Here is a 26,029-nt window from a genome sequence, read left to right on the forward strand (position 1 = left end):
AGGCTCGCGTACGCTGGAAAACATGAACACCGAACCGGGCCGGAGCGGGCGGGTCAAGCCACCGCTCAGCGAGGCGGCTAAAGCGTCCCTCGCCAGGACCCACACCCTGTTCCGGATGTTTGTGGTCTCGGTGCTCGGTGCGTTCTTCGTGTACCAACTGGACGTCGGCTACCTCTGGCTGACAACGGTGCTCACTGCCGCGAGCCTGGTTCTGGGGATATTCCTGCTGGTACGGGCAGTCCGGTTCAAGGAATCCAAGATGGTTCTCTTCGGCACCATTTCAGGGCTGGTGGTGGCGGCCGTCATGGTGCTGCTGATTGTCACCACCATGGTCCTGTTTGACCAGGTGCGCGAGTATCAGGCCTGCCTTGGCCGGGCGCTGACAGACCGCGCCACCCATGCCTGCATGGTTCAGTTCCAGGACGTCCTGCCCACCAAGGTGCGCTGACCCTGCACCGCGTCCTAGTGGACCAGTTGCGCGTCCTGTTCGGCGGCATCGGTTCTCTCGCGTTCCAGCCATGGTCCGGCCGCGTAGCCAATCACGACGCCGGCGCCCACCTCGGCAGCCACCCACAGTGCCGTCCATAGCGGGTCGGGTCCGATGGCGGTCAGGCGGCCAAGGCCGGCTGAGCCCCTGGCAAGCCAGGCGAGGCACAGGGTCACCAACCCGGCGGACAGCCCGGCCAGCACGCCAAGAACCAGGGTGGAGACTGTCGCCGTGAACCAGCGGGCATGGACCTTGATGGCGAGCCACTCGTCAAAGTGGTTTTCTCCCTCCCGGAGGAACCACCAGCCTCCCATGACACCTGCCAGCACCGGAACGATCATGGCCACAAAGGCATAGTCCAGGGGCCCCGACGGGATGGCCGCGAGGACAGGTATGGACGGAAGCGGCCCGACGGCGGTGCCCATCGGACCCACCTGGGAACCCACACCCATGGCGAAACCGGCGCCCGATGTCCACGCGAGGGCGAAGACCACAAGGTTGGGCAGGAAGCCGAGCTGCGCGAGGGTGAGGGCGGCACCTCCCACCGGGCCGGCGTCGAGCGCTTCATAGACGGACACCACAAGGTTCCAGTGGATGAACAGATCAACAGCCAGCAGCGCCGCCGCCAAAGTCAGCGCGGAAACCACCGCCACGAATCCTGCCTTCGCCGCCGATGCGAAGTACGAGCCCGCCCAACGGGAATGCTGGCTGGTGCGCGAAAGCCAGTCCACCGCGTCGACGCCGATGAGCCGGCTCCAGGAGCCTGCTTCCCTGCGCGCGCCAATCACCATGCCGAGCCCGTATGGGACCAGGGGAATGAGCATGGCGTACCAAAGATTGATGCCGACGTCGGCGTTGCGGCAGACGAATCCGGTGGCCGCGCCGAACGCTGCATAGACTGCCCACGAGCCCAGCAATGCCTGCCAGAGCTGGTCAGTGTAGGAGGCGCGGGCCAGCCGGCGCCCCGCGCGCCAGGCCAGCAGGAACGGGATCAGGGTCAGCCCCAGTGGAATCAGGCTCAGCACGCCGAATCCACCGTGGCTGGCCTGCTCGGGTCCCGCTCCCGGAAGCTCCAGTGGCACGCCGTGGACCAGGAGCCAGGACTGGCCTGCCAGCCGCGCCAGGACCTCGAACTGCCCGTTCTGGAAACCCGCAGTGGCCCAGACCGCAACGATGGGGGCCACCACCGCCAACGCGGAAATGATAGCCGCCTGCGCAGTTTCAAGGGCACCTTGCATCCACAAGGGCATGGGAAGGCCATGGTTTCCGGTCTGATCAGCGCGCAGTTTCATCGTGTTCCATGGTGTCACGCCGGGTGCGCCCTGCCCGCGAACGACAGGCTCCGCGGCGGTACCGGTGAACAATGCATTGCCCGCCAGCCGGCGCTTTTTTCACTGCCCCGCCGTAAAATTGGTAAAAGCCAACACCCGCCGCCCGCCGAGGGCTTACTGCGATTTCTGCTGGCCGGAGTGATCAGCGCCAGCCGAGGACCCGGATTCCGTAAACCGGGAAAACAGGAGCCGCGAATGAGAGATGAACCGTAAGTTCTGAAGATATTCGTCCTACTGGCTGGTGCAGTCACGGCCTTCATCGCGGCTGCACCAGCGTTTAAAACACTGCGGCGCCGGGATCCCCCCAAAGGAGGCTCCCGGCGCCGTTCACCGTGTCAGTGCCGCTGATTCACTCAGCCTGGCAGCAGAACTGGTGACTGAACCGATCAGCGGCGGTTGTCACCGTCTGTTTCGATGTTCTCCTTGCGGACTTCCTCGTTGACCGTGACATCGTCGCGGACAACTTCCTTGTCCAGGCGGACCCGCTCCACCGGAACGGCTTCCTTCTCCACTACCGGACGCTCCTCGTGGAGGATCACTTCGTGCTCTTCTTCGCTGATGTCCGGTCCGTTAAGGGCCGCACCGCGGTTGCCGTCCGTGATGGGCTCACGTTCGATCCGGACTTCTTCGCGCTCCACCGGGATGGTCTTGGTGACGTTCTCGGTGGTGACATACTTGCGCAGCCGTGCCCGGCCTGTGGCCTCGCGTTCCGTGCCGACGTGCAACTGCTCCTCGGACCGCGTCATGGCGTCGTCCGTGGTGGGGCCGGAGGTGTCGTGGCCAACCGTTCCGCGTGCGCTGGTGTCCCGGTCGACGGTGTCACGATCACGGCTGATGCCCGCCGTGGGGGTGCCGGCGTTCAGGTCGGCGTCGCCCTGCAGGTCAACGTCGCCGGCGGTTCCGGTGCGTGCCTCGGTGTAGGTCCGTGCGCCACGTTCGTAGTACGTGTACAGCCGGTCCTCTTCTTCGGGGGTGAGGTGGCCGTCGGCATCCACCCGGGGCGCGTCCTTGACGTGCTCCTTCGTGAAGGGAACCACCAGGTCTTCACCCTGGTTGTGGGCGCCCTCAACCGGCACAAAGGATTCGGAAGTACCGAAGAGGCCCGTCTTTACGGTGACCCAGGTGGGCTCACCCGTGTCGTCGTCTGCGTACAGCTGACCGATCGAACCGATTTTCGTGCCGTCGGAACCGACGACGTTGCCGCCCTTGGTGAGCAGGTTTTCAAGGTTTTCCCTGTTAAGCATGACGTCTCCTTGGATTGTCGTTGCACTGGGTCTGCCAGCTATGGATAGTCCGGGCCGGACTGTGTCCGGCGTCCAACTTCCGCCCCGGCTGCTTGAGGCTCTGCGCTGACTGCCCCACTACCGTAAGCATGCTTAGCATCGAATGCAAAGCCTGCTTAGTAATTTTTTTGGCAGCCGGGGCAGCTGTTCACCCGGCATTCTCCTCCGGGTAACGCTTTCTCCCCCGCCATTTCAGGGAAGACGGCCACGGTTGAGGGGTGCGCAATCGTTGCCGAATCATTTCACCGCTCATGAACGGCGAAACCCCTTGGAAGGCATGTACCGGGTCAAGCGAATCCTTGCCGAGTACATAACGGATGAGGTAAATCCTGCCCAGCTACGCCGCCCTGGAACCGGGCGGAGAACATATCGGTTTCCTGGTCGGCGGGGACATGGCCAGGGCGGTGGCATCCTTCGATCTGTCAGTCGGCAGGCTGATCCCCTTCATTCCAGGAGCCCCAACTCGGCGAAGGCCAGCGCAACACCGCCACCGGCCGGTCCTGCTGTGGTCCTGTCCGCCACGGCCAGAACGCTGGGGTGGCCGCCTTCCACCGCAATGCCCACACCTGCGTACTCCAACATTTCAATGTCGTTGGCGCTGTCACCGATGGCCACGATGTCCGCCCTGTCGAGGCCGAGCCGGGCCTGCACCACCTGGATGCCCACCGCCTTGTGAGTGCCGGCCATGAAGATCTCCCCCGCCCGGTCGCCCAGCGCCGAAAGGGAACTCGGGATCAACCCCACCTCCGGGCCGAAGGACTCCGTCAGGCGGGTCAGCGGCACCGGCGAGTCGAAGACGGAGATTTTGGCATAGGAGATAGCGCGGAGGTCATCGCTGTACTGCATCGGCCCCAGGATGTCCTCGATTGGATCCACGTCCGTGCTGAGGACTCCGTCGTGCTGGGGACGCCCGGCGAAGATGGGGCCCAGCACCTCCCTCAACCGCCGGTCCACGCCGGTGCGCCCATGGAGAGCCTCGGGCGCCTCCAGGATGTAGGCGGCGCTGTGGGCATCCAGGGTTTCCACGATGCGTGCCGCCAGGTTCGGCTCGAAACGGGCATCCCTGAGGATTTCACCCTTGACCTCCACCCTGGCACCTGCGCCCGTGATGGTGCCGTCAAAGCCTGCGTCCAGGATGTGGGCGGGGACCATGGACAACGGCCGCCCGGTGCAGACAAAGACGAGGTGGCCCACTTTCCGGGCGGTCCGGACGGCGTCCACATGCACTGCCGGGGCGAGCCCGTGGTCGGCGTACGTGCCGTCGATGTCGAGGAAGATGGCGCGGGGCCTGGCGGTCTGGCTGGGCATGCCTGCGCTCCTTGGTCAGTTGCGGGACTTGTAATTTTAGGCGGACGCGGTGCCGGCTGCACTGGCAACTGACGATCGGCCGCACCCGGAATGCGCGCGTAGTCGGCCATGCCACGAAGCCACCGGTCGGAAAATCAAGGACTTCAACACCCTTATGGATAAAAGTTCCATATTCCTGTCAGGAAACTGATAGTCGTCCTGTGATATTCAAAGTCTTGCACACTAGTAAGCGTGCTGATTGAATGATGGAACCGGAAATGGGGGCCCGGCACAACTTACTGAGAAGGAGTGGCAACATGGGCATTATCGGATTTCTCATTTTGGGCCTGATTGCTGGAGCCATTGCAAAGGCCATCCTGCCGGGCCGTCAGGGCGGCGGCTGGGTAATAACCCTGGTTCTCGGCGTGGTCGGGGCCATCTTGGGCGGCTGGATTGGATCGCTGATCTTTGGCGGCGGTCTGGCCGAATTCTTCGATCTCAGGACGTGGCTGCTGGCCATTCTCGGCTCGATCATCGTTCTGCTGATCTACGGAGCAGTCACCAACCGCAGCGGACGCCGGGTGTAGCCGCAGCACATAATTCACTCAGTAAGAAGCGCCGGACTCCCGAAAGGAGGACGGCGCTTTTTGCGTCCAACGCGGACTAATTGCAGCCGCTGGTAACCGCCCATTTCCCACTGATGGCCTTTATGATGGCGAAGGGGTGGTGTAATGACCGGTTTTACGGGCCATGGCAACGATGTGGCATTACAAACTTTTGGCGTGGTCATGGACGCAAGCCCGGACGCACTGCTCGCCTTGACCGCGGATGGGATCATCCTGGCAGCTAACTCAGCGGCGGCGAGGCTCTTTGGTTTACCCCAGGAGGCCTTCTCCGGCCTGGACCACCGCCCCTTGATTGCGGAGGACTTCCGCGACGAGGTGGGCCACCTGTTTCAGCAGCTCCTCGCACAGCCGGAAGAGCATCCACTGCCGCGGGAGATCTGGGGACTGCGCCACGACGGCATCGAGATCCCCATTGAAGTGGCGGCCGCGCTCCTCCCCCAGCCCACGACAGCCAAGGCTGGGGACCGCCCCGGAGTGGCAGAGCCGGCCCGGGCACGGCTGCTGCTTTCCGCCCGTGGTACAGCACACCGCAAAGCCGCGGACGAGGGCCTGCGCGAGGCCATGTCGATGCTGACGGCCACACTTGAATCCACTGCGGACGGCATCCTGGTCATGGGCAATGACGGCAGGGTGGCCGGATTCAACGAACAGTTCCTCACCATGTGGGGCATCCCGCCCGAGCTGATGGAAGCAGACAGCGACGAGCCGGCAATGCGGCTTGTCATTGGCCAGGTGGCGGATCCCGTTCCCTTCGCTGCCCGGCTGGGCGAACTCCAGGCGGACATAGCCGCGGAAAGCCACGACGTCGTGGAGCTCCGCGACGGGCGCACGCTGGAGCGGGATTCCCGCCCCCAGCGGGTGGGCGACAAGATCGTGGGGCGGGTATGGAGCTTCCGGGACGTCACCCCGCGGCGGAAAGCGCAGGAGCAGGCGCAGCGGGCCATCATGGACCTGGCCATCCAGGCTGACAAGCTGCGGGCCATGGCGTTCCAGGACCCGCTGACCGGGCTCGCGAACAGGGCTGTGTTCAACGACGCCCTGGCCGAATCACTGCAGGAGCGCAGGCTGAAGACGGTGGACGTCCTGCTCCTTGACCTGGACGACTTCAAGGAAGTAAACGACATCCTTGGCCACCAGGCAGGCGATGACATGCTCATCGAAGTGGCACGCCGGCTCCGCGGCTGCGTCCCCACGGCCGACGTTGTTGCACGGCTGGGCGGCGACGAGTTCGTGGTGCTTTTGACGGCCTGCCCGGACGCCGACGCGATCGCGGCGTGCATCGTGCGCTGCCTGCACGTCCCCGTGACCATCAGCGGCACGGTCCTGCGCCCGAGGCTCAGCCTGGGCCTGGCCTCGCTGGGGCAGGACAGCGTTGGACCCTCGGAACTGCTGCGGCACGCGGACATTGCCATGTATGCGGCAAAGGCTGCCGGCAAAAACCGGTTCCTGCGCTTCCACCCGGACATGATGCAGGCCCTGGTGCAGCGCACACACATGGAGAGCGGGCTGCGGCTGGCCGTTCCGCGCGGCGAAATCACCCTGGACTTCCAGCCGATCGTTTCTCACCGCATGGGACAGGTGGTCCAGTTGGAGGCCCTGGCCCGGTGGGACCGCGGTGGTGAGCGGGTGCCGCCGTCGATCTTCATTCCGCTCGCTGAGCGCACCGGGCTGATCAGCGAGATCGGGGCCGAGGTGATGGCCTCCGGAATGGTGCAGCTGGCGGGGTGGCTCAGCGAGGATCCGTCGCGGTCCCTGGCGGTCAACGTCTCCGGGGTCCAGCTGCAGGAACCGGACTTCGCCGAGACCGTTCTGAGGCTGGCGAATGCCAGCGGCGTGGCGCCCTACCAGCTGGTCCTGGAAGTCACCGAGAGCGTGTTTTTCGACGCCGACTGCAGCCTGATCCAGCAACTCAGCACGCTGCGGGACGCCGGCGCCAGGGTGGCACTGGATGACTTCGGCACCGGCTACTCCTCGCTGGGCCGGCTGCAGGACCTACCCGTGGACACGGTCAAGATCGATCAGTCCTTCGTGTCCATGGTGCGGACCGGCAATGAGCGCCTGCCCATTCTGAGCTCCATGATCAACATGGCCCACAGCCTGGGTTTGACGGTCACTGCGGAAGGGATCGAGACGGCGGCGCAGGCGGATTATCTGACGGCATTGGAGTGCGATTCGCTGCAGGGCTACCTGTTCTCATTGCCGGAGCCGGGTGACCGGCTTGGCCAGGCACTGCACCATGCGGAAGAGGCGCTTAATGCTCTGAAGGGGCGGTAGACAGGGCGGCTTTGGCACCCAGCCTGCGTCGCCTAAGCTGCTTCCTGCCGGCCCGGGCGCTGCGGCTTGGTGGCCGTGGGCTGGGAGGGATTGGGCTGTGCATGAGACGGCGGCACCTCAACGGCACCTTCGTTGCTGGTTTCCCGCACGGGTGCGGCAGCGCGGTTGCGGCGCCAGCGGCGAACCAGGTCGCCGGCTGCCAGCAGTCCTGCAAGCGGGGTCAGCACAGCGGCCGCGTAGACGAACAGCATCCAGGTCAGGGTGGTCAGCGGCGGCTGGTTGTTGTTGAGCAGGGACAATCCGCCCAGCATGCCCACAACCCAGAACAGCACCACGACCGTCAGTACGGCGCCGGCAGGAAAATACTGGTTGGTCACGACTTTTTTCAGGGATTCCATGCGCTTCCTCCTGCCTGGCCGGGGGACGGCAAAAGCCGCTCAAAGACAAGTATGGGGCCCGGCCGGCATGAAACTGTGCAAGACGACACGGCGAGTGATGAAGCTAACGTCACCACCCGCCGTCGTACAAATTACCGGGCCGGAAAGCGGGTCCCTGCGCCCTTCCCCGAAAGGGGTTGGGCGGATACCGTTGTGCCTGTCCGCCCGAACAATGGAGTCTCCCATGCGCAAAGTCACTGCCGGCCTGTTCCACTCCGTGGACGGCGTGGTGTCCGAACCTTTCAAGTTCCAGTTCGACAGCTTTGATGAGGAACTCGGCGCGGGCTTGACCAGGATGATCGGTGCGGTGGACACGGTGGTCCTGGGCCGCGTCAGCTACCAGGAGTGGGCCGGTTACTGGCCGACTGCCTCTGCAGACCAGGACTTTGCCGGGTTCATCAACCCCGTGGAGAAGTTTGTTGCCTCACGCACCCTCACCGGGCCGCTGGAATGGCAGAACTCGCAGCTGATGGACGCGCCGCTCAAGGATTTCGTGGCCGGGCTGAAGGATCGCGACGGCGGCGAAATTGCCGTGTGCGGGAGCATCTCCGTGGTGCGGCAGCTGCTGTTCGCCGGGCTCCTGGACTCGCTGCAGTTGATGACGCACCCGGTCATCGCCGGCAGCGGCCGCAGGCTGTTCGAGGACGGCGACCCGTTGACCCGGCTGGTGCTGCAGGACCAGTCGACCACAAGCAAGGGCAACGTGCTGAGCACATACGGAGTACGCGGGGAATAACGCTGCGCCGGATGGGGGCGGTGGTCCCACGCGGGTCAGGCGGCCAGCGGCGCCCCGAAAAGCTCCTCCGCGAGACGGGCCAGGTGATCCGGGATGTCCGCTTCGGCTCCGTGTTCGCCGCGCCCCAGGAAGACCGCGGTGCCCCTGATCCCGTCAAGGTCCAGGCCGCATTCGTGCATCAGCTGCCCGGCCCGGAAGTTGACCGGCAGGAGCATGGTGACGCTTTCCGCGTTCAGGTAGACATGCCAGTCGCCGCGGATCACTGATTCCAGCGGCCCGTCCACCAGGACTTCCAGGGACTTCAGGTCGGCGGGCACCTGCTCCATGCGGATGGGTTCGGCATTGCTTGCCGGTACTACCAGTGCTGTGTAAGTTCTGTTGTTCATCGTTCGTTCTCCATAGGTTTTAACACCGGTGGAGGCGGTGGTGTTCCCGCCGCCCGGCAGGACCCTGGAGAGCTAGGCCCTGGCAGCCAACGCGGCAATGTCGCGGGGCGTGGTCCGGCAGCAGCCACCCATGATGCGGGCACCACGCTTCCACCAGTCCGGGGCACCTGCGGCAAGGCTCGAAGGGGCGGCGCCACCTGCGGCGGCAAAGTCCGGGGCCCACGTCTTTGTCGCAGGATCATAGGTTTCCCCGGAGTTCGGGTAGGCCAGCAACGGTCTGTCGGTGTGCAGGCGCAGGGCTGCGAGCGCTGGGCCCACCAGGTTGAGCGGGACGCAGTTAACCCCCACTGCGGCAACATGGGGCTGACCGTCAAGGAGCCGGGCCACATCCGCCAGCGGGGTTCCGTCGCTGATGTGCCCGCCGTCGCGCAGTGAAAAGGAGAACCAGGTGTCGACGCCGTGTTCCCGGCCCAGTGCCAGCAGGGCTTCCGCTTCGGTGAAGGAAGGCAGCGTTTCAAAGGCCAGGAGGTCCACGCCGGCGTCTACCAACGCGGCGATGCGGGGGCCGTGGAAGTCCCTGAACTCCGCGGGGCTGAGGACGTAGTCTCCGCGGTATTCGGAACCATCGGCCAGGTAGGCACCGTAAGGCCCCACGGAGCCGGCAACCAGCAGCGGCCCGGCGTCCGGATGCTCGGCCAGGTGCTCCCGCCGCGCATCGGCCGCCAACTGGACGGACAGGCCAACCAGCTCCAGGGCTTCCTTCTCCCCGATCCCCCGTGCGGCAAAACCCTGGGGCGTGGCCTGGTAACTGGCGGTGGTGGCGATGTTGGCACCGGCCGCAAAGTAGTCGCGGTGGACCTCCCTGATAAGACCAGGCTGTTCCAGCAGGACCTTGGCGGACCACAGGGGATCGTCCAGGTTGCAGCCGCGGGCCTCGAGTTCCGTTGCCAGGGCGCCGTCGGAAATCAGGGACGCGCCGGATTCCAGCCAGGCGGACAGGGAGAAAGCGGGAGGCATGTGATCACTATAAGCACCAATTCATGCTTTTACTGAGTGTTACTTCCTTCGTGCGAGCGGGGACACTGGACCTGCGGACGGGCCACGAACCTGGCCGCTAAACTCAGGTCCATGTCGAAGACCTCCAGCATGGGCCGCGGAGTCGAGGCCCTTTTGGCTGTTGGGGCGCGCCATGCCGACGGACTTCCCGGCGGAACGGTGGCTGATGTCGCAGCCGATCTGGGCCGGGACCGCAGCCAGGTGTCGCGCAGCCTGCGCACGGCGGAGCAGGAAGGCTTCCTGGCACGGACGCTCAAACGAAGCTACGCCCTGGACTGGCAGGTCTTCACCGACGCGCAGCTCCTGACCGAACGCCGGCTGGAGTCTGACGGCGGAACCGTGCTGGATGCCCTGGCCGCCGAAACCGGGGAAGCCTGTTTCCTGGGAGTGCTGCGCGGGGACAGCACCGTGACCATCGGTGAGAGCGTGCCGTCCGGAAGCAACCTGGTGGGCTCGTGGCTGGGCCGCCCCTACCCCGCCTACTGCAGCGATGCCGGCCAGGCGGTCCTGTGGGAAGCGCCCGAGGCGGAAGTGCGCAGCGTCTTCTCGAAGGTGGAGTTCATCCGGCATGGTCCCAACACGCCAGCCGGCGTGGATGAGTTCCTCGCACGGCGGCAGGCCGCCCGGGAGCGTGGCTACTCGATCGTGGATGAGGAGGCGGAACCCGGACTGTACTCGCTGGCCGTCCCTGTCCGGGACTTCAAGGGCGAGGTGGTGGCGGCCCTGCAGATCGTGGGGATCAAGGAACGGCTGGAGCCGCGCCGGGAGCCCTGCGCCGCGGCGCTCGTGGCACAAGGACAGTGGCTCGAGTCCAGGCTGGGCTACCGGGGCTGACGCGCTACCGGGGCCAACGCCGGGGCTGGCTAACCCTGGGACTGACTAACCCTGGGACTAAACAGTGCCGAGGCGTTGGGCCGCCCGCGCAAGTACCGCTGCGGCTGCCGCGCCGTCCGTCCCGAGCTCTGCCCTGCTGCCAAGCACACTGAGTGAGGCGATGATGGAACCGCCCGCGTCCCGCACAGGGACCGCGAGCTCCACCACCCCGTGCTCAAACTCCTCCGCCGCGGCAATGAAGCCGGCAGCGCGGTCACGGACCAGGAGATCCCAGATCCCCTCCGTTGAGTGGGCAGCCCCGGGGCCGCCGATGCCGATGTAGTTCACGCCTTCCAGCAGGTCCTCCAGGGCAGTGCGGTCGAAGTCCCACAGCAGTGCCCTGCCGGCGCCGGTGCACCACACGGGCGTCACCAGGCCGGGTGCCACGAAACTGCCGGGGACGGCATCGTTGCTGGAGGCTCGGAGCAGGATCACGCGGAATCCGTCACGGACGGAGAGCCGCACCCGCAGCCCCAGTTCGGCCACCAGCGCCTCGAGCTCCGGCCCTGCTTCCCGGACCCAGCCGGAGTTCAGCGAGGCCGCGAGGCTGAAAAAGCGCCGGCCTATGCGGAACGGCCCGCGGTCCGGGCGTTCAAGCAGTTCCAGGCTGCACAGCTCCTGCGACAACCGCGACACCCGGCTCTGCTCCATGCCCAGCTCTATCGCGAGCTGTGACACCCCCAGCGGCTGCTGCCCCCGCTTTTCCCGGTCCGCCACCAGCCGCACAATCCGCAGTCCCTGCGCCATCGACGACGCCTCGGCGGTCAATTCCACGCTTCCCTGCCCCTCCGGCCACTGATCACGCCCCATTGTTCCACGCTGCCCGCCGGCCTGGACGGCGGGCCGGGGAAAGGAACCAACGACGACGCCGTCCCCGTCGCAGGTGCCACGGGCACCTCCCCGGGCTGCCGGCGTCGTCCGTTCCCCGCTTAGCGCACCGCACCCGCGGTGCGGGCGTGCCGGATGTGGAAGTAGAGGTAGCAGGCGGCGACGAAGGGGATGCCGAAGTAGAGGGCTGCCACCTGGGCGGGGTCGAACGCGATGCCGATCAGGGAAATGACGCAGAGGGAGAACGCCAGGATGGGCACCAGCGGGAACAGGGGCGCCTTGTAGGCCAGGGCAGAGACGTCACCGCCATCCCTGACGAAGGCGCGGCGGTGGAAGTAGTGCGAGGCAGTGATGGACATCCACACGCCCACCACGGCGAAACCCGCCACGGACACGAGCACCAGGTAGACCGTCTCCGGCGCCACCACACTGCTGATGAGGGAGGCGAGACCGCCCACCATGCTGACGGACAACGCCACCAGGGGGATGCCGCGGCTGGTCAGCTTCTTCAGTGCGCGCGGGGCGTGGCCCTCGTCGGCGAGCGAGTAGAGCATGCGGGCGCAGGAGAAGAGGCCGCTGTTGCCGGCGGACAGGAGGGCGGTGATGATGACGAAGTTCATGATGTCCGCGGCGAACGGGATGCCGATGGCGGAGAACACGGTCACGAACGGGCTCTCATCCAGGCCCACTTCCGTGTAGGGAATGGTGGCGGCGATGACGGCGATGGCGCCGACGAAGAAGATCAGCAGCCGGACTACGGTGGTGCGCAGGGCCTTGGGGATGGCGGTGGCGGGGTCCCTGGTTTCGCCTGCTGCCACGCCGATCAGTTCCGAGCCGGAGAAGGCGTAGAAGACAGCGAGCACGGTGACCAGGATCCCGGTGGCTCCGTTGGGAAACAGCCCGGATTCGGTGGCGAAGTTCTGGAACAGGAAGGGGTGGCTGCCGCCGCTGAGCGGGTGGAAGCCGGCCAGCGCCGCGCCGCCCAGGACGATCAGGCCGATGATGGCCGCCACCTTCACGATGGCGAACCAGAACTCGGCCTCGCCGAAGAACCTGGAGGATATGGCGTTGAATCCGAAGAGAACGGCGGCGAAGACCAGGCACCAGACCCACACCTCGACGCCAGGGAACCAGCGCTGCATGAGCAGCCCCGATGCGGTGAACTCCGAGCCGATGGCCACCGCCCAGCAGAGCCAGTACAGCCAGGCGGTGGCGAATCCGGTGGCCGGCCCGATGGAGCGCGCGGCGTAGATGTGGAAGGCACCGGACACCGGGTAAGCGATGGCAAGTTCACCCAGGCAGGCCATCACCAGGTAAACCACGAAGGCGCCAACAAGGTAGGCGATGACTGCACCGAGCGGACCGGCCTGCGAGATGGTGTACCCCGAGCTGACGAACAGGCCGGAGCCGATGACCCCGCCCATCGCGATCATCACCAGGTGCCGCGACCCCATGGAGCGCCGGAGGGCGGACCCGGCCCGCGGCTGCGCTGCCGGCCTGTGATCCAGGGTGAGCGGGGGTGAGGGTTCCACGGGGTCTCCAAACGAAGAATTGCACGATGTAAGTGCCGAAAGTAGCACGGCGGCCGAATTTAGCAGCATCAAAAGCATAAAAGCATGCTCATATTGCACGGTGTTACTTCTGGTGGGCACAGGGGAAGGCACGACGACGGCACCTTGCCGCGTGCCGCCGTCGCACCTTCACATCGTGACCGGGACAGCGGCCGGGTAAACTTGTGCAGTCATGCGCTGCTCCTACTTTGATGCCGGCACCTGCCGCTCCTGCACCCACATGGGCAGGCCCTACGGTGAACAGCTGGCCGGCAAGCAGCTGCACGTCAAGGCCCTGCTTGCCGGCCACACCGAGCTCGAATGGCTGCCGTCCGTGGCGAGCCAGGAGTCCGGCTTCCGCAACAAGGCCAAGATGGTGATCGGCGGAAACGCGCACAACCCGACCATCGGGATCCTGGACGCCGACGGCCACGGCGTGGACCTGCGCAAGTGCGGCATCTGCTCCCCCGGTCTGCGGGCCTGCTTTCCGGTGCTGGCAACCTTCATCCGCAGGATCCGGCTGACGCCCTACGACGTTCCGCGCCGGACCGGAGAGCTCAAGCACGTCATCATCACCGAATCCCCGGACGGCGAGGTCATGCTGCGGCTGGTCCTGCGCTCCGAACAGGTGGTGCCGCGCATCCGGAAGCACCTTCCGGAGCTCCTGGCCGCCCTGCCCCAGGTGAAGGTGGTCTCGGTCAACCTGCACCCGGAGCACAAAGCGGTACTGGAAGGCGACCGGGAGATCCTACTCACGGAGCAGTCCACCCTGAGCATGCGGGTCAACGACATCAACCTGCACCTGCGCCCGCAGAGTTTCTTCCAGACCAACACCGAGATGGCCGCGGCCCTGTACCGCCAGGGGCGCGAGTGGGTCAACGAACTGGCCCCGGCCTCGGTGTGGGACCTGTACTGCGGCGTGGGCGGGTTCGCCCTGCACAGCGCCGCCCCGTCCCGTACGGTCACGGGCATTGAAGCCAGCAGCGAAGCGATCGTGTCGGCCCGGATCAGCAGTTCCGAAGCGGGCCTGGAGGGGATGGACTTCCAGGCTGGCGACGCCACCGCGTTTGCCCTCGCCAGCAAGCAGTCACCGGACCTGGTGATCGTGAACCCGCCCCGGCGCGGGATCGGCAAGGAGTTGTGCGGCTGGCTGGAATCGTCGGACGTGCAGCAGGTTGTGTACTCGAGCTGCAATGCGCAGTCGCTGGCCCGCGACCTGGCCGCGCTTCCCTCGTTCACCGCGCGGCGTGCCCGGGTCCTGGACATGTTCCCGCAAACCACGCACTACGAGGTGATGGTCCTGCTTGAACGGGCGGCCTGAACAGCAGCCGCGCTGGCGTCGCGCCCGCAGGCCCGCAGCCCCGCCGCCACTCCTTCAGCATCCGGATCAGTGCGGTTCTGGCTCAATTTCTCCTTCGCTTCGATCCGGCTGATCACCAGTTCCACACCAACGATCGCCCGCAGTTGCCCGGCAATGAATTTCTCCGGGGCATCGTCCACGCTCCAGGGGTGTTCCCGCCCGTTCTCGTGCAGTCCGGTCAGGTGCCGGACGTGCTGTGCCAGCCAGCCGGCGTCGTCATGGATCTCCAGCCTGCCGTACACGTGTGCGGTGCTGTAGTTCCAGGTGGGGACCACGCGCCCGTGCTCGGCTTTGGAGGCGTACCACGACGGCGAGATGTAGTCGTCCGCGCCCTGAATGATGGCGAGTGCTTCACCGGTGGGCGCACTGGACCACTGCGGGTTGTTCCGCGCCATGTGTGCCTGCAGGGCGCCGTGCTTCCCCACCGCGGGATTGAAGGCGATGGGCAGCAGTGTGGCCAGCAGGCCCTGGTCCGTCATGGTGACCAGGTTGGCCGCGCCAGGGTTCGCGAGGAGGTTCCGGACGGACTCGGGGCCGGCGGCAAAGTGGGCCGGAATGTACATGGGGTGTCCTTTCGGGGTGATCAGGAGTTTGCGGCGGGCTTCAGCCGGACGCGGACGGCCGCGGCGGCGCAGGCCACGGCGCCGAGCAGCAGGAGGTCGGCCCAGTGCAGGTGCCCCACACCGCCGGATTGCAGGAAGGCGAAGGAGACCGCCGCCAGCGAGCCGAGCACCATCACCACCCAGAAGGCTGCCGGGGGCCGCTCGCCGGCGCGCAAGACCGCTACCGTTGCCGTGGCGGCCGGCAGGAGTGCGATGACCACGGCGCCGTGCCCCGCAGGCACGGCAGTAAGTGCATAGGACGTCAGAAGCGGAAAGCCGACGACGACGCCCCCGGCTACAAGGGCAAGGCGCCGCCAGACGCGGGGTTGCGGCAGCCGCTGGCGGGTAAGTGCGAGGGCTGCGGCGGCAAGTCCGGCAGCAATGACGGCCCGTCCCGAACCGATGAACAGCGGCGGGATCCCGGCGACGGCCACGCGGGTGAACGGAACCGTGAAGGAGAATGCCGCCACGCCAAGGAGGCCCCACCAGATTACGGTGGCTCTTCGCGGCGGTATCACTGCGCGCTTTTCGATAGTAGCGCTACTATGTTCTTTCATGAATAACGATAGCAGTTCGCGCATCGTTGCGGCACTGCGGCAATGGATGGCGGGCGCTGCTCCGGGCGCACGGCTGCCGTCCACCCGGCAGCTGGTGGCCGAGTACCAGGCCAGCCCGGTGACGGTGCAGAAAGCATTGCAGGCGCTGACCGCGCAGGGGCTCATCGAGAGCAGACCCGGCGTCGGCACGTTCGTCCGTGCCGTGCGGACTGCACGCCCCTCGGACTATGGCTGGCAGACGGCAGCGTTGCGGTCGCCGTCGTCACCGATGCCGTCGTCGTCGAGCACCATGCGCAACGTTCCCGGCGACGCCATCTGGTTCCATTCCGGCTACCCGGACCGCGAACTGCTGCCGGAACGGCTGGTCCGCGCCGCCCTGGCGCGTGCTGCCCGTGGTGACGCCGCACTGTCACGGCCGCCGGCCGCCGGCATGCCGGCGTTGCAGCAATGGTTCGCCCAGGAACTGGGATCGGCAACGCCGGTGGGCATCACGCCCCCAACCCCGAATGACGTGATCGTGCTGCCGGGAAGCCAGAGCGGGCTCAGCTCCATCTTCCGCGCACTGGTGGGCGCGGGGCAGCCGCTGCTCATGGAGTCGCCGTCCTACTGGGGCGCCATCCTGGCCGCCGCCCAGACCGGTGTGCGGGTGGTCCCGGTGCCCACCGGTACGGACGGGCCCGATCCTGCGGACGTGGACCGCGCCTTTGCCGAGACCGGGGCCAGGGCGTTCTACGTGCAGCCTAACTATTCGAATCCCACCGGGGCGCAGTGGGCGGTAGGCCGTGGCGACGACATCCTGGACGTGGTGCGCCGGCATGGCGCGTTCCTGGTGGAGGACGACTGGGCCCACGATTTCGGCATCACCTCGGACCCCGTCCCGCTGGCCACCCGCGATGATTCCGGGCACGTGGTGTACATCAGGTCCCTGACCAAGAGCGTTTCCACCGCCATCCGCATTGCCGCCGTGATCGTGCGCGGACCGGCGCGGGAACGCATCCTGGGCCAGCGCGCCGCCGAGTCGATGTACGTGAGCGGGCTGCTGCAGGCAGCCGCGCTGGACGTGGTGACCCAACCCGGGTGGCAGACGCACCTGCGAAGCCTCCGCCAGCAGCTCCAGTCGCGCCGCGACCTGCTGGCCACCAGCATCCGCGAGCACGTTCCCCAGGCGCACATCGACACACTGCCCAAGGGCGGACTGAACCTGTGGCTGCGCCTGCCGGACGCCACGGACCTTCCGCGGCTGGTGCGTGACTGCGAGGACGCCGGAGTGATCATCGCCGCCGGAACGGAGTGGTTCCCGGCCGAGCCCGCCGGCGCCTTCATCCGGCTCAACTACTCCGGGCCGAACCCGGGCGCCTACCCGGAAGGGGCGCGCGTGATCGGCGAGGCCCTGGCACAGCAGGGCTAAGGGAATCGCATGCCTTTGGAGTTTTTGGGCAGATATGAAGGCCAAACGTCGGTACAAGTCCTCATATCTGCCCAAAAACTCGGGGCAGTTGTAGGACTAGACGAAGACCTTGACCAGCTCTTCGCTCTTCTCCCACAGGCCCTGCGCCAGCTCGGCGTCGTACGCCTGGGGATTGGCTTTGGCCAGGGCGCGCTTGGCGTAGTAGGCGCCGGAAATCCAGTCCGTCCCGGGGGTCCCGTTGATGAGCCAGAGCATGGTGTCGGCGCCCTGGTCCGGAGTGAGCATGAAGCGGTTCAGCACCGTCTTGTAGGCATGGCGGAACCAGCTGCTGGACTCAGCCGCGAAGTTGGTGCGGACCACGCCCGGGTGGAACGCCGCCGTCGTGATGCCCTTGTCATGGAAGCGGCGGTGCAGCTCGGATGTGAACATGATGTTGGCGAGTTTGCCGGTGCCGTAGGCGCGGTTGGTGCTGTAGCCCTGCTCGGCCGTGAGGTCGAACAAATCCATTTTTCCGAAGTTGTTGGCGGCGCTGGAGGTGTTGATCACCTTGGCGTTGCTGGCAGTCAGGGTGTCCATGAGCAAGGTGGTGAGCAGGAACGGCGCCAGGTGGTTGATCTGGAAGGTGGCTTCATTGCCGTCCACGGTGATGGTCCGCTTTCCCATGATCCCGCCGGCATTGTTGGCCAGGACGTCGATGCGGGGATACTTTTCCTTGAGCTGGGCCGCGAGGGTGCGCACCTGCGCCAGGTCGGCGAAATCAGCCACATAGTGGTCTGCACCGATTTCCCCGGCAAGCGCCCGGGTCTTCTCGGCGGAACGGCCGACGACGACCACCTGCTCCCCCGCCTTTGCCAGTGCCCGTGCGGCTGCGGCTCCGATGCCGTCGCTGGCGCCGGTGATCACAATGGTGCGAGGAGTCAAGGGGTGTCCTTTGGTCAGCGGGGTGGCGAAATGAAAAGCACGCCAAGGGAAACAACGACGGCGGGGCGGCCGGTGTTCCCACCAGCCGCCCCGCCGCCATGCCAAGCGGGTGTCAGCCCACGGCGCCGGCCACCAGGAAGATGACCGCTGCGATGGCGAAGCCCATGACGCCGATCAGGGTTTCCATGACGGTCCAGGTCTTCAGGGTGGTCTTGACGTCCATGCCGAAGAAGCGGCCCACCAGCCAGAAGCCCGAGTCGTTGACGTGGGAGACCACCACAGACCCGGCGGCCACGGCGATGACCAGGGCGGCAACCTGCATGCCGTTCAGCCCGCCCGCAGCCACGGCGGGGGCAATGAGGCCTGCTGTGGTGGTCAGGGCCACGGTTGCCGAACCCTGGGCGATGCGCAGGATGGCGGAGATGAGGAAGCCGGCCAGGATCAGCGGGATACCCACGCCGCCCAGGACGTCGGCCAGTGCCTTGCCGATGCCGGAGGTGCGCAGGACGCCGCCGAACATGCCGCCGGCACCGGTGATCAGGATGACCGAGCAGACCGGGCCGAGGGACGATTCCAGCAGCTTCTCAAGGGTTGCGGCGTCGCGTCCCCGGCGCGTGCCCAGCACGAACATGGCCACCAGTACGGCGATCAGCAGCGCAACAGGGGTTTCACCGATGGTCCGCAGGACCTGGAACCACTGTTCCTTCTTGACGTCCGCGTCCAGGACGCCGGAGGACGCCAGCGTGTTCAGGCCGGTGTTGATGAAGATCAGGACCAGGGGCAGCAACAGCAGTCCCACGATGGTGCGGAAGCGCGGCGGGTGGGACTCCGCCTCGGCGCTGGCGTGGCCCAGCAGTTCCGGGACGGGGAGGACGAGCTTCCTGCCCGTGTACAGGCCATAGAGGTAGGCGGTGACGTACCAGGTGGGGATGGCGGTGATCAGGCCGGCGATCAGGACCAGGCCAATGTTTGCGTCGAAGAAGGTGGCGGCGGACACCGGCCCCGGGTGCGGCGGCAGGAAGATGTGCATCACGGAGAAGGCACCCGCGGCGGGCAGGCCGTAGCGGAGCACCCCGCCACCGAGGCGGTGGGCAACGGCGAAGACGACGGGCAGCATGACCACCAGGCCTGCGTCGAAGAAGATGGGGAAGCCGAAGATCAGTGAGGCCAGGCCCAGGGCGAAGGGGGCACGCTTTTCACCGAAGACGCCGATCAGGTAGTCGGCCAGCACCTTCGCGCCGCCGCTGGTCTCCACGATCCGGCCGAGCATTGCGCCCAGGCCCACCAGGAGCGCCACGGTGCCCAGGGTGCTGCCGAAGCCGTTCACCAGTACGGGGACCACCTGGCTGGCGGGGATGCCGGTGGCGAAGGCGGTGGCCAGGCTGATCAGGATCAGCGCGACCAGGGCATGCATCCGCAGCCGGATGATGAGGAACAGCAGCACAAGTATCGCTGCCGCGGCGATGAGCAGCAGCGGTCCTGCGCCCAGCGTCTGGGTCCATCCTTCGATGGTCATGGTTCTCCTTTGAAACAGGGTTGGGGGTTAGGGGGTCAGGACGCTGTGGGCGCCTGGCCGGCAGAAAGGTCAAGGGCCTGGACGACGGCGGCGACCAGCTCGTCAGGTGAGCGCGAGATATCCAGGCGGAGACTGCCGGCGTCGAGCTCTTCCCGGCTGAGCGGCTCAAGGGCGGCCAGCTGGCTGGGCAGCAGGGCGGGCGGCATGAAATGCCCAGCACGGCCCTGCATGCGTTGGCTGATCAGGTCCGCGCCGCCGTCGAGGTGGAGGAAGACGACGCGCCCTTCGGCCTGGGAGAGTAGTTCCCGGTAGCTGCGCTTGAGCGCCGAGCAGGTGAGGACCGTGCTGCTGCCGGCGGCGGCCTGGGCAGTCATCCAGTTGCGGATCTCCGCCAGCCAGGGCCAGCGGTCCTCGTCCTGGAGGGGAATGCCCTGCGTCATCTTGGCGATGTTCGCGTCGGGGTGGAATTCATCCGCTTCGGCGCAGGCCCATCCCAGCAGCCCGGAAAGAGCGGCCGCCAGGGTGGATTTGCCGGAACCGGCAACGCCCATGACCACAAGGTGTGTGGCTGGATACATGTCATACCTCCGGAGAAGACGTCTTTGGCTTTCGAAGAAGCTCGCTGCGAGCCCGATGTTCTTGGGCTACGCGATAAGGTATCACCTTTTTTGCTGATAGATACTATCAATTCGTGTCACAAGTCATACCTTTGCCTCATGCGCGGGTATCCTGAGAGGGCGCAGCAGCGCCTGAAGAACGGGGTAATCATGTCGACGGCGACAATCCAGGATGGCGGTGAAGGGCACGACGGCGGGTCCTCCCCCGCGGTGCAGGGCCGGGTGCTCGAGGCGGTAGGGGTGGCCATAGCCGCCGGGGAGCTCGCGCCTGGCACACGGCTCACCCTTGAAGGACTGCAGCACGAGTACGGGATTTCCCGGACCGTTGCCCGGGACACCATGAAGGTCCTGGAATCGATAAACCTGGTCTATTCGCGGCGGCGCGTGGGCATCGTGGTGCAGGAACCGTCGTTATGGAACGTTTTCGACCCCAAGCTGGTGCGGTGGCGGCTCGCTTCGGACCGGCGGGACCTGCAGTACAGCAGCCTTACGGAGCTGCGCATCGCCGTCGAACCCATCGCTGCTGCCGGCGCGGCACGGCGGGCCAGTGCCGCGGAGCGCGCCCGGCTGGTCTCCCTGGCCGCTGACCTCCGCCGGCTGGGTGAGGCCGGTGACCTGCAGGGCTTCCTGGCCGCCGATATCGCGTTCCACCAGCTGCTGCTGCGAAGCTGCGGCAATGAAATGTTCCGCGCACTGGAGGGGATGGTGGCGGAGGTCCTGACCAGCCGGACCCGGCAGGGGCTCATGCCGTTCAAGCCGAGGAGCGAGGCGCTGGAGGCGCACGAGGACGTTGCGGCCGCCGTGGCAGGCGGGGACACTGCGGAGGCGGAACGGGCCATGCACCACATCCTCGATGAGGTGCGGGAGGCGATGGGGCTGCACTGACCCCGGAAAGGCAAGCGGCCCGCGCACTAGGACCGGCCTCGGCCCGCATAACCGGTGCTGGCCCGCACCGGTTATGCGGTTACGGGCCGGTCCTGCGCCGAGGGCCATACATGACTTCCAGGCCGCGGAAGTGGCACGGCCGGGTTAAGCAAAAGCAGGGCCTGCCGATGAACGGCAAGCCCTGCTTGGAAACCTAACGGTCCCGGATCCCTAAGAAATTAGAGAGCCTGGATGTTGGTAGCCTGGGGACCCTTGGGGCCCTGCTCGGTGTCGAAGGAAACCTTCTGGTTCTCTTCGAGGGAGCGGAAGCCGTTGGAGTTGATCGCGGAGTAGTGCGCGAAAACGTCCTGTGAGGAGTCGTCCGGGGAGATGAAGCCGAAGCCCTTTTCAGCGTTAAACCATTTGACGGTACCAGTAGCCATTATTTTTGTCCTTCGTGAAGGTGGAGGGAAAGTCCCGACTTTCGGGCCCTCCGGCGTGGGGTGTTCAAAAACCGCTACTTCAGAAGAACACGGACTTCCGACCGTGCGTACTGCCTGAACTACCAACTGCATAAACACAACAACAAGTTCCACACTACAGGAAATTGTGCGGATACCTAATTCCGTCCCTGTTCAGCGCCACTAAACCTGCCCGGCGTCCTGCAGCGCTGTGCTGTAACGGGTGTATCCGGGGCGGAGCCGGACGGAGCGGGAGCCCACCATCGCAATGTCCTCCCACAGCACCAGGAACGAGCCGCGGTGCCGCCAGCGGAGTATCCGGGCCAGCAGCCAGGGCCGGGTGAGGCCATTCCGCTCGTAGCCCAGGAACGACGCCGCACTGTGCGGGCTGATGACCAGCCCCAGCAGCCGCGGCTCAGACATCAGCTGGTGCGGGGTCCCGTCCAGCGCGAACCGGGCATCAGCCACCCGGCCCAGCCATCCGCCGTCGGCATCGCGGACCGGGGCACCCAGCAGGTCACCGAGGATCATGGCGGCCTCCCGGTATCCGCGCGATGATCTTGTCCCGCACCCACCGCTCCACCCAGCGGGCATCCAGCGGCTCGCCACTCACGCCCAGCCGTACCACCACGCCCACGTCCGCCACATCTTTCCAGGGGATGCGGATCAGCCTGGACGACGGCGGCCTGCCGCCAAAGATGCGCGTGCCCAGCACCGCCCCGGTCAGCAGGGCGGTGATGACCGGCGGCTCCGTCCCCGGCGGAATGTCCACATCCAAGGCAGGCCCGCTCACCTCGAGGTCGTCCACGGTGGTGACCGGGACGCCGTCGTGGTCCAGGACCTGCCGGTCCAGGAGGTGCAGCTGGGCGTCCAGGATCCGGCCGGCCACGTGCGGGACCGGGGGCAGCGGGGCGGACGGGGATTTCATGCGCCGGCTCCTGTCACAACCATGAGCGGAATGGCGGCAAGGGAGGCCACCAGGATGATCACCAGGTAGACCATTCCCAGCACGTTCACCACGCGCCCGTTCACATGCTCGCGCATGTATTGGGGATCGTTGGCCACGATGAGGATGGGCAGGTACGTGAGCGGCAGGGCGATGGCGGAGAACACCACGGAGTATTCGGTCACCTGCACCGGGTCCACGCCGGTGGCCAGCACCGCCATGCCGACAAGGAGGCAGATGATCATGGCCAGGTGGAAGCGGGCGGCCTCTGCGGGGCGACGGAACTTCCCCCAGGACCAGCCGAAGAACTGGGCCAGGGTGTAGCCGGACGAGAGCGTTGTTTCCAGGGCGGCGCCGAACGTGGCGGCCACGATGCCCACCAGGACGAACGCCAGCCCCAGCTTTCCGGCTCCCTCCGCCACGGGCAGGATCACCTGGGACAGCGAGGTCACCGAGATGCCGGCGGGCAGGAGGACGACGGCGGCGCACGCGGCGATGGCCACGGACAGCAGGCCGCCCAGCGGGAAACCGACCAGGACGTTGATGCGTTCCTGCAGCAGGTCCTTCACGGTCCAGCCTTCCTCCACGGCTCCGGAGGAAAAGAAGAAGACTTCGTAAGGCGTCATGGCGGCGCCGAACAGGGCGATGGCGTAGTAGCTGTACGTCCATACCGTTTCCTGGTCCGGCACGGCGGGCGCCAACTGCCCGGCAAGCGAGCCCCAGTCCGGCTTGAGGAGGAACAGCGCCACCGCAAAGACAATCAGCGTCAGCCCCAGCAGGCCGGTGACGTTTTCCATGATGGAGAACCGCACCCGCCAGATCACCAGCCACACCGCCACCGCGGCCACAGGAATCCACAGCAGGTAGTACACGCTGCTGGCCAGCTGCAGGGCCAGGGCAACACCGCCGATCTCCGCGGTGACCGTCATCAGGTTGATCAGGAACGACGCCGAGAGGTTGGCCAGGCCCGCCCGCGCGCCGAGGCGTTCACGGATCACCTCGAACGTGGCCCGGCCGGACGCTGCTGCCACCCGGCCGGACATGTTGGCGAACAGGCAGATGCCCAGCACGCCGACGGCCACCACCCACACCAGGGAGAGGCCGAAGCGGGAGCCGACGACGGCGTTGGTCACCAGGTCCCCGATGTCCACGAACCCGCCGATGGCGGTGAGGACCCCGAGAGCGACGCCGAGGAGCCGCTTCATTGGGGCCCCACCGTGCCTTCGAGCTGCTTCAGGGCGTCCTGCGCGTCAGCGAGCGCCCTGTCTCCGTCCGGGAGCGAGGGGGCGCCGCCGTCGTTCGCTGCCAGCGCGGCGCGCGCCGTGGCAAAGCCGGCGGCGCACTGGTCCAGCACGTCCAGCGCCTGCTTTTGTGTAATGCGGTCCTCAAGCGTGGACGGCGAGAGCTTGAGGACGGTGCTCCGGCTGCTCTGGATCTCTTTGAGCCCGTCATCGAGGGTGGTGGAGGCCGCCGCTTTCGTAAGCTTTCCCTCCATGTCCTGCCGGAGGGCGATCCGTGCGGTGGCCACCGCAGAGGAACTGTCCTGTACAGCCGTGGACACCGACTCGCTGGTGCCGCCGCTGCAGCCGGTGAGGAAGGCGAGCGCGGCGAAGGCCAGGAGCGTGGACGTGGCGGCGGACCTGGGATGGCGGTTGGCGGGCCGGGCGGGAACCTTTGCGGCCGGGGCGGAGGCTGGCGTGTTCAGCACCGTTGCCTCCAGCCCCCGGAAAATCCTGGATACATGCGACCTGGCAAGGCAGCCAAAAACAGTTGCCTTGAGCTATATATAGCACTCCTCCGGGAAGTTTGACCTGCTCAGGAGGGGATTTGTTGCCGGCTGCGGTGCGGTTTCCGCGGCCCCTCGACCCCGCCGCCGAATGGGCATATCCTGCATCCAGATCCTGCGGGAACACCCTGCCACCGGGAGATGCAGCCATGGAGATGCCCAAGGCAACCGAAGAAGAAAAAGAGCGGTTCCGCCGTGTGGTGCCGGACCATCCGGGGGTGGTGGTGAAGCCGATGTTCGGCAACCTGGGCGCGTTCGTCAACGGCAACATGTTCGCCGGGCTGTTCGGTTCCACCATCGGCGTGAAGCTCTCCCGGGAGGACAAGGAGTTGCTGGAGTCCTCCGAGCGGACGGTGCCTTTCGGGCCCGCTGACCGGCCGATGGGCGGGTACACGGGCCTGCCGGAAGTGTGGAATGAAGAGGGCGACGGCGATGACACCAGGGGGCGGGCATGGGCCCAGAAGGCGTTGGACTACGTCGCGTCCCTGCCGCCCAAAGAGCGCAAGGAGCCAAAAGCCCGGGCGCCCCGGACCAGCGGAGCGCGGGCGGCGGTGAAGTAGCCATGCGCGCCCCCGTGGTTTCCCGTGAAGAGACCAACACGGTGGTGGTGGGCGCCGGACAGGCCGGGCTGGCCACCAGCTACTGGCTGGCGCAGCGCGGCGTGGAGCACCGGCTGCTGGAACGGCGGCCCGCCCTTGGCGGCGCCTGGCAGGACCGGTGGGACTCGTTCTTCCTGAACACCCCCAACTTTTCGCTGGCCCTGCCGGGGACTTCCTACGACGGGCCGGAACCGGACGCGTTCATTCCCCGGGACTCCACCATCGACTTCTTCCGCGGCTACGCCCAGGACATCAAGGCCCCGGTGGAGCTGGATACGGAGGTCACGCGGATCAGTCCGACGGATGCCGGGTTCACGCTGGAGACGGGCCGGGGCACCTGGGCGGCCCGGAATGTGGTGCTGGCCAGCGGCGCGTTCCAGCGCCCGCGTATCCCGCCTGCCGCCGCCGGTCTCTCCCCTGACGTCCTGCAGCTGCACAGCCACCATTACCGCAGCCCGGCCCGGCTGCCGGACGGCGCTGTGCTGGTGGTGGGGACCGGGCAGTCGGGAGGGCAGATCACCGAGGACCTGCTCGACGCCGGCCGCACCGTGCACCTGTCCGTCTCGTCCTGTCCCGAGGCGCCCAGGAGGTACCGGGGCCAGGACATCTTCCACTGGATCGTCGCGGTGAACGTCCACGGCCCCGAGTACGGGATCAATGCGCTGCTGGTGGACCAGCTGCCCTCCCCCGCCGGACGCTTCCTGTGCAACCCGCTGCTGTCCGGCAACGGCGGCGGGCACACCGTGCACCTCCGCGAACTGGGCCGGCGCGGCGTCCGGCTGCACGGGCGGTTCGAGGGAATGCACGATGACGACGCCCTCGTCTTCACGGACGATCTTCCCCAGCGCCTGGCCATGGTGGAGGCCGGGTTCGGGCAACGGCTCAAGCTGCTGGCCGACGCCTACATCAGGGCGGCCGGGATCGATGCCCCTGAGGCGGACGTGCCAGAGCCGGATGGCTGGCTGCCTGAAGAGTCCGGCTCCCGCCTGGATCTTGCGGCGGAGGGGATCACCTCCGTCATCTGGTGCACGGGTTACGGGCTGGACTTCAGCATGCTGGACCTTCCGCTCCTGGACGAGTGGAACTACCCCCGCCACGTGAAGGGCGTGACGGAGCACCCCGGCCTGTACGCCGTCGGGCTCCCCTGGCTCACGCGGCACATCTCCGCCACCCTGGTCGGCGTGGGCCCGGACGCCGAGTACGTGACGGAACATCTGGCAGCGCGGGGCTGACTGGCG

General features: G+C 66.6%; 27 protein-coding genes and 1 pseudogene. 10 read left to right on the forward strand and 18 right to left on the reverse strand.

Annotated features, from left to right (window positions below):
• The first annotated feature begins 22 nt into the window (after positions 1-22).
• Positions 23-448, forward strand: coding sequence for a hypothetical protein (locus QFZ57_RS18995; RefSeq protein WP_306632026.1), 426 nt, complete (start codon positions 23-25; stop codon positions 446-448).
• Positions 449-462: 14 nt separating this feature from the next.
• On the opposite strand, the gene QFZ57_RS19000 is transcribed toward QFZ57_RS18995, so the two are convergent.
• From QFZ57_RS19000 to QFZ57_RS19010, 3 genes are all read right to left on the reverse strand, one after another.
• On the reverse strand, positions 463-1,779 hold the full coding sequence (locus QFZ57_RS19000; protein ID WP_306901323.1) for a cell division protein PerM: 1,317 nt from the start codon (positions 1,777-1,779) through the stop codon (positions 463-465).
• 425 nt (positions 1,780-2,204) lie between these two features.
• Positions 2,205-3,062, reverse strand: coding sequence for a PRC and DUF2382 domain-containing protein (locus tag QFZ57_RS19005; RefSeq protein ID WP_306901325.1), 858 nt, complete (start codon positions 3,060-3,062; stop codon positions 2,205-2,207).
• Between the two features lie 483 nt (positions 3,063-3,545).
• Positions 3,546-4,409 carry an HAD family hydrolase gene (locus QFZ57_RS19010; protein WP_306901326.1) on the reverse strand — a complete coding sequence of 288 codons (864 nt, stop codon included), beginning with the start codon at positions 4,407-4,409 and terminating at the stop codon, positions 3,546-3,548.
• A gap of 296 nt (positions 4,410-4,705) precedes the next feature.
• Here QFZ57_RS19010 and QFZ57_RS19015 point away from each other — a divergent pair, with 296 nt between their 5' ends.
• The gene (locus QFZ57_RS19015; protein WP_306632030.1) at positions 4,706-4,975 is read left to right on the forward strand and encodes a GlsB/YeaQ/YmgE family stress response membrane protein; all 270 of its coding nucleotides are present in this window, start codon (positions 4,706-4,708) and stop codon (positions 4,973-4,975) included.
• Between the two features lie 144 nt (positions 4,976-5,119).
• Positions 5,120-7,288 carry a putative bifunctional diguanylate cyclase/phosphodiesterase gene (locus QFZ57_RS19020; protein ID WP_373461284.1) on the forward strand — a complete coding sequence of 723 codons (2,169 nt, stop codon included), beginning with the start codon at positions 5,120-5,122 and terminating at the stop codon, positions 7,286-7,288.
• A 32-nt stretch (positions 7,289-7,320) separates the two neighbouring features.
• On the opposite strand, the gene QFZ57_RS19025 is transcribed toward QFZ57_RS19020, so the two are convergent.
• Positions 7,321-7,686 (reverse strand): hypothetical protein, encoded by a 366-nt coding sequence (locus QFZ57_RS19025; RefSeq protein ID WP_306901327.1) that lies wholly within the window; start codon positions 7,684-7,686, stop codon positions 7,321-7,323.
• Positions 7,687-7,909: 223 nt separating this feature from the next.
• On the opposite strand from QFZ57_RS19025, the gene QFZ57_RS19030 reads away from it, so the two are divergent.
• Positions 7,910-8,461 carry a dihydrofolate reductase family protein gene (locus QFZ57_RS19030; protein WP_306901328.1) on the forward strand — a complete coding sequence of 184 codons (552 nt, stop codon included), beginning with the start codon at positions 7,910-7,912 and terminating at the stop codon, positions 8,459-8,461.
• Positions 8,462-8,496: 35 nt separating this feature from the next.
• Here QFZ57_RS19030 and QFZ57_RS19035 read toward each other — a convergent pair whose 3' ends face one another.
• Both QFZ57_RS19035 and mmuM read right to left on the reverse strand, forming a co-directional pair.
• Complete coding sequence (locus QFZ57_RS19035; RefSeq protein WP_306632034.1) at positions 8,497-8,847, reverse strand: DUF3846 domain-containing protein; 351 nt, start codon at positions 8,845-8,847, stop codon at positions 8,497-8,499.
• A gap of 72 nt (positions 8,848-8,919) precedes the next feature.
• On the reverse strand, positions 8,920-9,864 hold the full coding sequence (gene mmuM, locus QFZ57_RS19040; protein ID WP_306901329.1) for a homocysteine S-methyltransferase: 945 nt from the start codon (positions 9,862-9,864) through the stop codon (positions 8,920-8,922).
• Positions 9,865-9,975: 111 nt separating this feature from the next.
• Between mmuM and QFZ57_RS19045 the strand changes: the two genes are divergently transcribed.
• Positions 9,976-10,737 (forward strand): IclR family transcriptional regulator, encoded by a 762-nt coding sequence (locus QFZ57_RS19045; protein ID WP_306632036.1) that lies wholly within the window; start codon positions 9,976-9,978, stop codon positions 10,735-10,737.
• 57 nt (positions 10,738-10,794) lie between these two features.
• Here QFZ57_RS19045 and QFZ57_RS19050 read toward each other — a convergent pair whose 3' ends face one another.
• Together QFZ57_RS19050 and QFZ57_RS19055 are read right to left on the reverse strand one after the other, a co-directional pair.
• Positions 10,795-11,586, reverse strand: coding sequence for an IclR family transcriptional regulator (locus QFZ57_RS19050; RefSeq protein WP_373461285.1), 792 nt, complete (start codon positions 11,584-11,586; stop codon positions 10,795-10,797).
• A gap of 119 nt (positions 11,587-11,705) precedes the next feature.
• Positions 11,706-13,136 carry an amino acid permease gene (locus QFZ57_RS19055; protein ID WP_306901330.1) on the reverse strand — a complete coding sequence of 477 codons (1,431 nt, stop codon included), beginning with the start codon at positions 13,134-13,136 and terminating at the stop codon, positions 11,706-11,708.
• A gap of 211 nt (positions 13,137-13,347) precedes the next feature.
• Here QFZ57_RS19055 and rlmC point away from each other — a divergent pair, with 211 nt between their 5' ends.
• On the forward strand, positions 13,348-14,475 hold the full coding sequence (gene rlmC, locus QFZ57_RS19060; RefSeq protein WP_306901331.1) for a 23S rRNA (uracil(747)-C(5))-methyltransferase RlmC: 1,128 nt from the start codon (positions 13,348-13,350) through the stop codon (positions 14,473-14,475).
• Here rlmC and QFZ57_RS19065 read toward each other — a convergent pair.
• Together QFZ57_RS19065 and QFZ57_RS19070 are read right to left on the reverse strand one after the other, a co-directional pair.
• Positions 14,439-15,077 (reverse strand): FMN-binding negative transcriptional regulator, encoded by a 639-nt coding sequence (locus QFZ57_RS19065; protein WP_306901332.1) that lies wholly within the window; start codon positions 15,075-15,077, stop codon positions 14,439-14,441. The two genes, rlmC and QFZ57_RS19065, sit on opposite strands and share 37 nt — an antisense overlap.
• 62 nt (positions 15,078-15,139) lie before the next feature.
• A pseudogene (locus QFZ57_RS19070) lies at positions 15,140-15,673 on the reverse strand (DMT family transporter); the annotation flags it as partial.
• On the opposite strand from QFZ57_RS19070, the gene QFZ57_RS19075 reads away from it, so the two are divergent.
• Entirely contained in the window at positions 15,672-17,081 is a 1,410-nt protein-coding gene (locus QFZ57_RS19075) for an aminotransferase-like domain-containing protein (protein WP_306901334.1), read from the forward strand. The pseudogene QFZ57_RS19070 and the gene QFZ57_RS19075 overlap by 2 nt on opposite strands.
• 96 nt (positions 17,082-17,177) lie before the next feature.
• On the opposite strand, the gene QFZ57_RS19080 is transcribed toward QFZ57_RS19075, so the two are convergent.
• The 3 genes from QFZ57_RS19080 to QFZ57_RS19090 form a co-directional block, all read right to left on the reverse strand.
• On the reverse strand, positions 17,178-18,002 hold the full coding sequence (locus tag QFZ57_RS19080) for an SDR family NAD(P)-dependent oxidoreductase (protein WP_306901335.1): 825 nt from the start codon (positions 18,000-18,002) through the stop codon (positions 17,178-17,180).
• A 112-nt stretch (positions 18,003-18,114) separates the two neighbouring features.
• Positions 18,115-19,518 (reverse strand): GntP family permease, encoded by a 1,404-nt coding sequence (locus QFZ57_RS19085; RefSeq protein WP_306632042.1) that lies wholly within the window; start codon positions 19,516-19,518, stop codon positions 18,115-18,117.
• Positions 19,519-19,553: 35 nt separating this feature from the next.
• Positions 19,554-20,096, reverse strand: coding sequence for a gluconokinase (locus QFZ57_RS19090; RefSeq protein WP_306901338.1), 543 nt, complete (start codon positions 20,094-20,096; stop codon positions 19,554-19,556).
• A gap of 189 nt (positions 20,097-20,285) precedes the next feature.
• Between QFZ57_RS19090 and QFZ57_RS19095 the strand changes: the two genes are divergently transcribed.
• Positions 20,286-21,020 carry a FadR/GntR family transcriptional regulator gene (locus tag QFZ57_RS19095; RefSeq protein WP_306901635.1) on the forward strand — a complete coding sequence of 245 codons (735 nt, stop codon included), beginning with the start codon at positions 20,286-20,288 and terminating at the stop codon, positions 21,018-21,020.
• 218 nt (positions 21,021-21,238) lie between these two features.
• Here the strand turns inward: QFZ57_RS19095 and QFZ57_RS19100 are convergent, their stop codons facing one another.
• From QFZ57_RS19100 to QFZ57_RS19120, 5 genes are all read right to left on the reverse strand, one after another.
• Positions 21,239-21,442, reverse strand: coding sequence for a cold-shock protein (locus QFZ57_RS19100; RefSeq protein ID WP_009372930.1), 204 nt, complete (start codon positions 21,440-21,442; stop codon positions 21,239-21,241).
• A 201-nt stretch (positions 21,443-21,643) separates the two neighbouring features.
• On the reverse strand, positions 21,644-21,991 hold the full coding sequence (locus QFZ57_RS19105) for a PRC-barrel domain containing protein (RefSeq protein WP_306632044.1): 348 nt from the start codon (positions 21,989-21,991) through the stop codon (positions 21,644-21,646).
• Entirely contained in the window at positions 21,978-22,388 is a 411-nt protein-coding gene (locus QFZ57_RS19110; RefSeq protein ID WP_306901342.1) for a hypothetical protein, read from the reverse strand. Before QFZ57_RS19110 ends, QFZ57_RS19105 begins: the two co-directional genes overlap by 14 nt.
• Entirely contained in the window at positions 22,385-23,611 is a 1,227-nt protein-coding gene (locus QFZ57_RS19115; RefSeq protein WP_306901343.1) for an Nramp family divalent metal transporter, read from the reverse strand. Before QFZ57_RS19115 ends, QFZ57_RS19110 begins: the two co-directional genes overlap by 4 nt.
• Complete coding sequence (locus QFZ57_RS19120; RefSeq protein ID WP_306901344.1) at positions 23,608-24,114, reverse strand: hypothetical protein; 507 nt, start codon at positions 24,112-24,114, stop codon at positions 23,608-23,610. Before QFZ57_RS19120 ends, QFZ57_RS19115 begins: the two co-directional genes overlap by 4 nt.
• Before the next feature lie 227 nt (positions 24,115-24,341).
• On the opposite strand from QFZ57_RS19120, the gene QFZ57_RS19125 reads away from it, so the two are divergent.
• Together QFZ57_RS19125 and QFZ57_RS19130 are read left to right on the forward strand one after the other, a co-directional pair.
• Positions 24,342-24,752, forward strand: a complete 411-nt coding sequence (locus QFZ57_RS19125; protein WP_306632048.1) for a TfoX/Sxy family protein — start codon at positions 24,342-24,344, stop codon at positions 24,750-24,752.
• A 2-nt stretch (positions 24,753-24,754) separates the two neighbouring features.
• Positions 24,755-26,023, forward strand: coding sequence for a flavin-containing monooxygenase (locus QFZ57_RS19130; RefSeq protein WP_306901346.1), 1,269 nt, complete (start codon positions 24,755-24,757; stop codon positions 26,021-26,023).
• Positions 26,024-26,029: the final 6 nt, after the last annotated feature.

The sequence above is a fragment of the Arthrobacter sp. B1I2 genome (genome assembly GCF_030816485.1).
Taxonomy (GTDB): Bacteria; Actinomycetota; Actinomycetes; order Actinomycetales; family Micrococcaceae; genus Arthrobacter.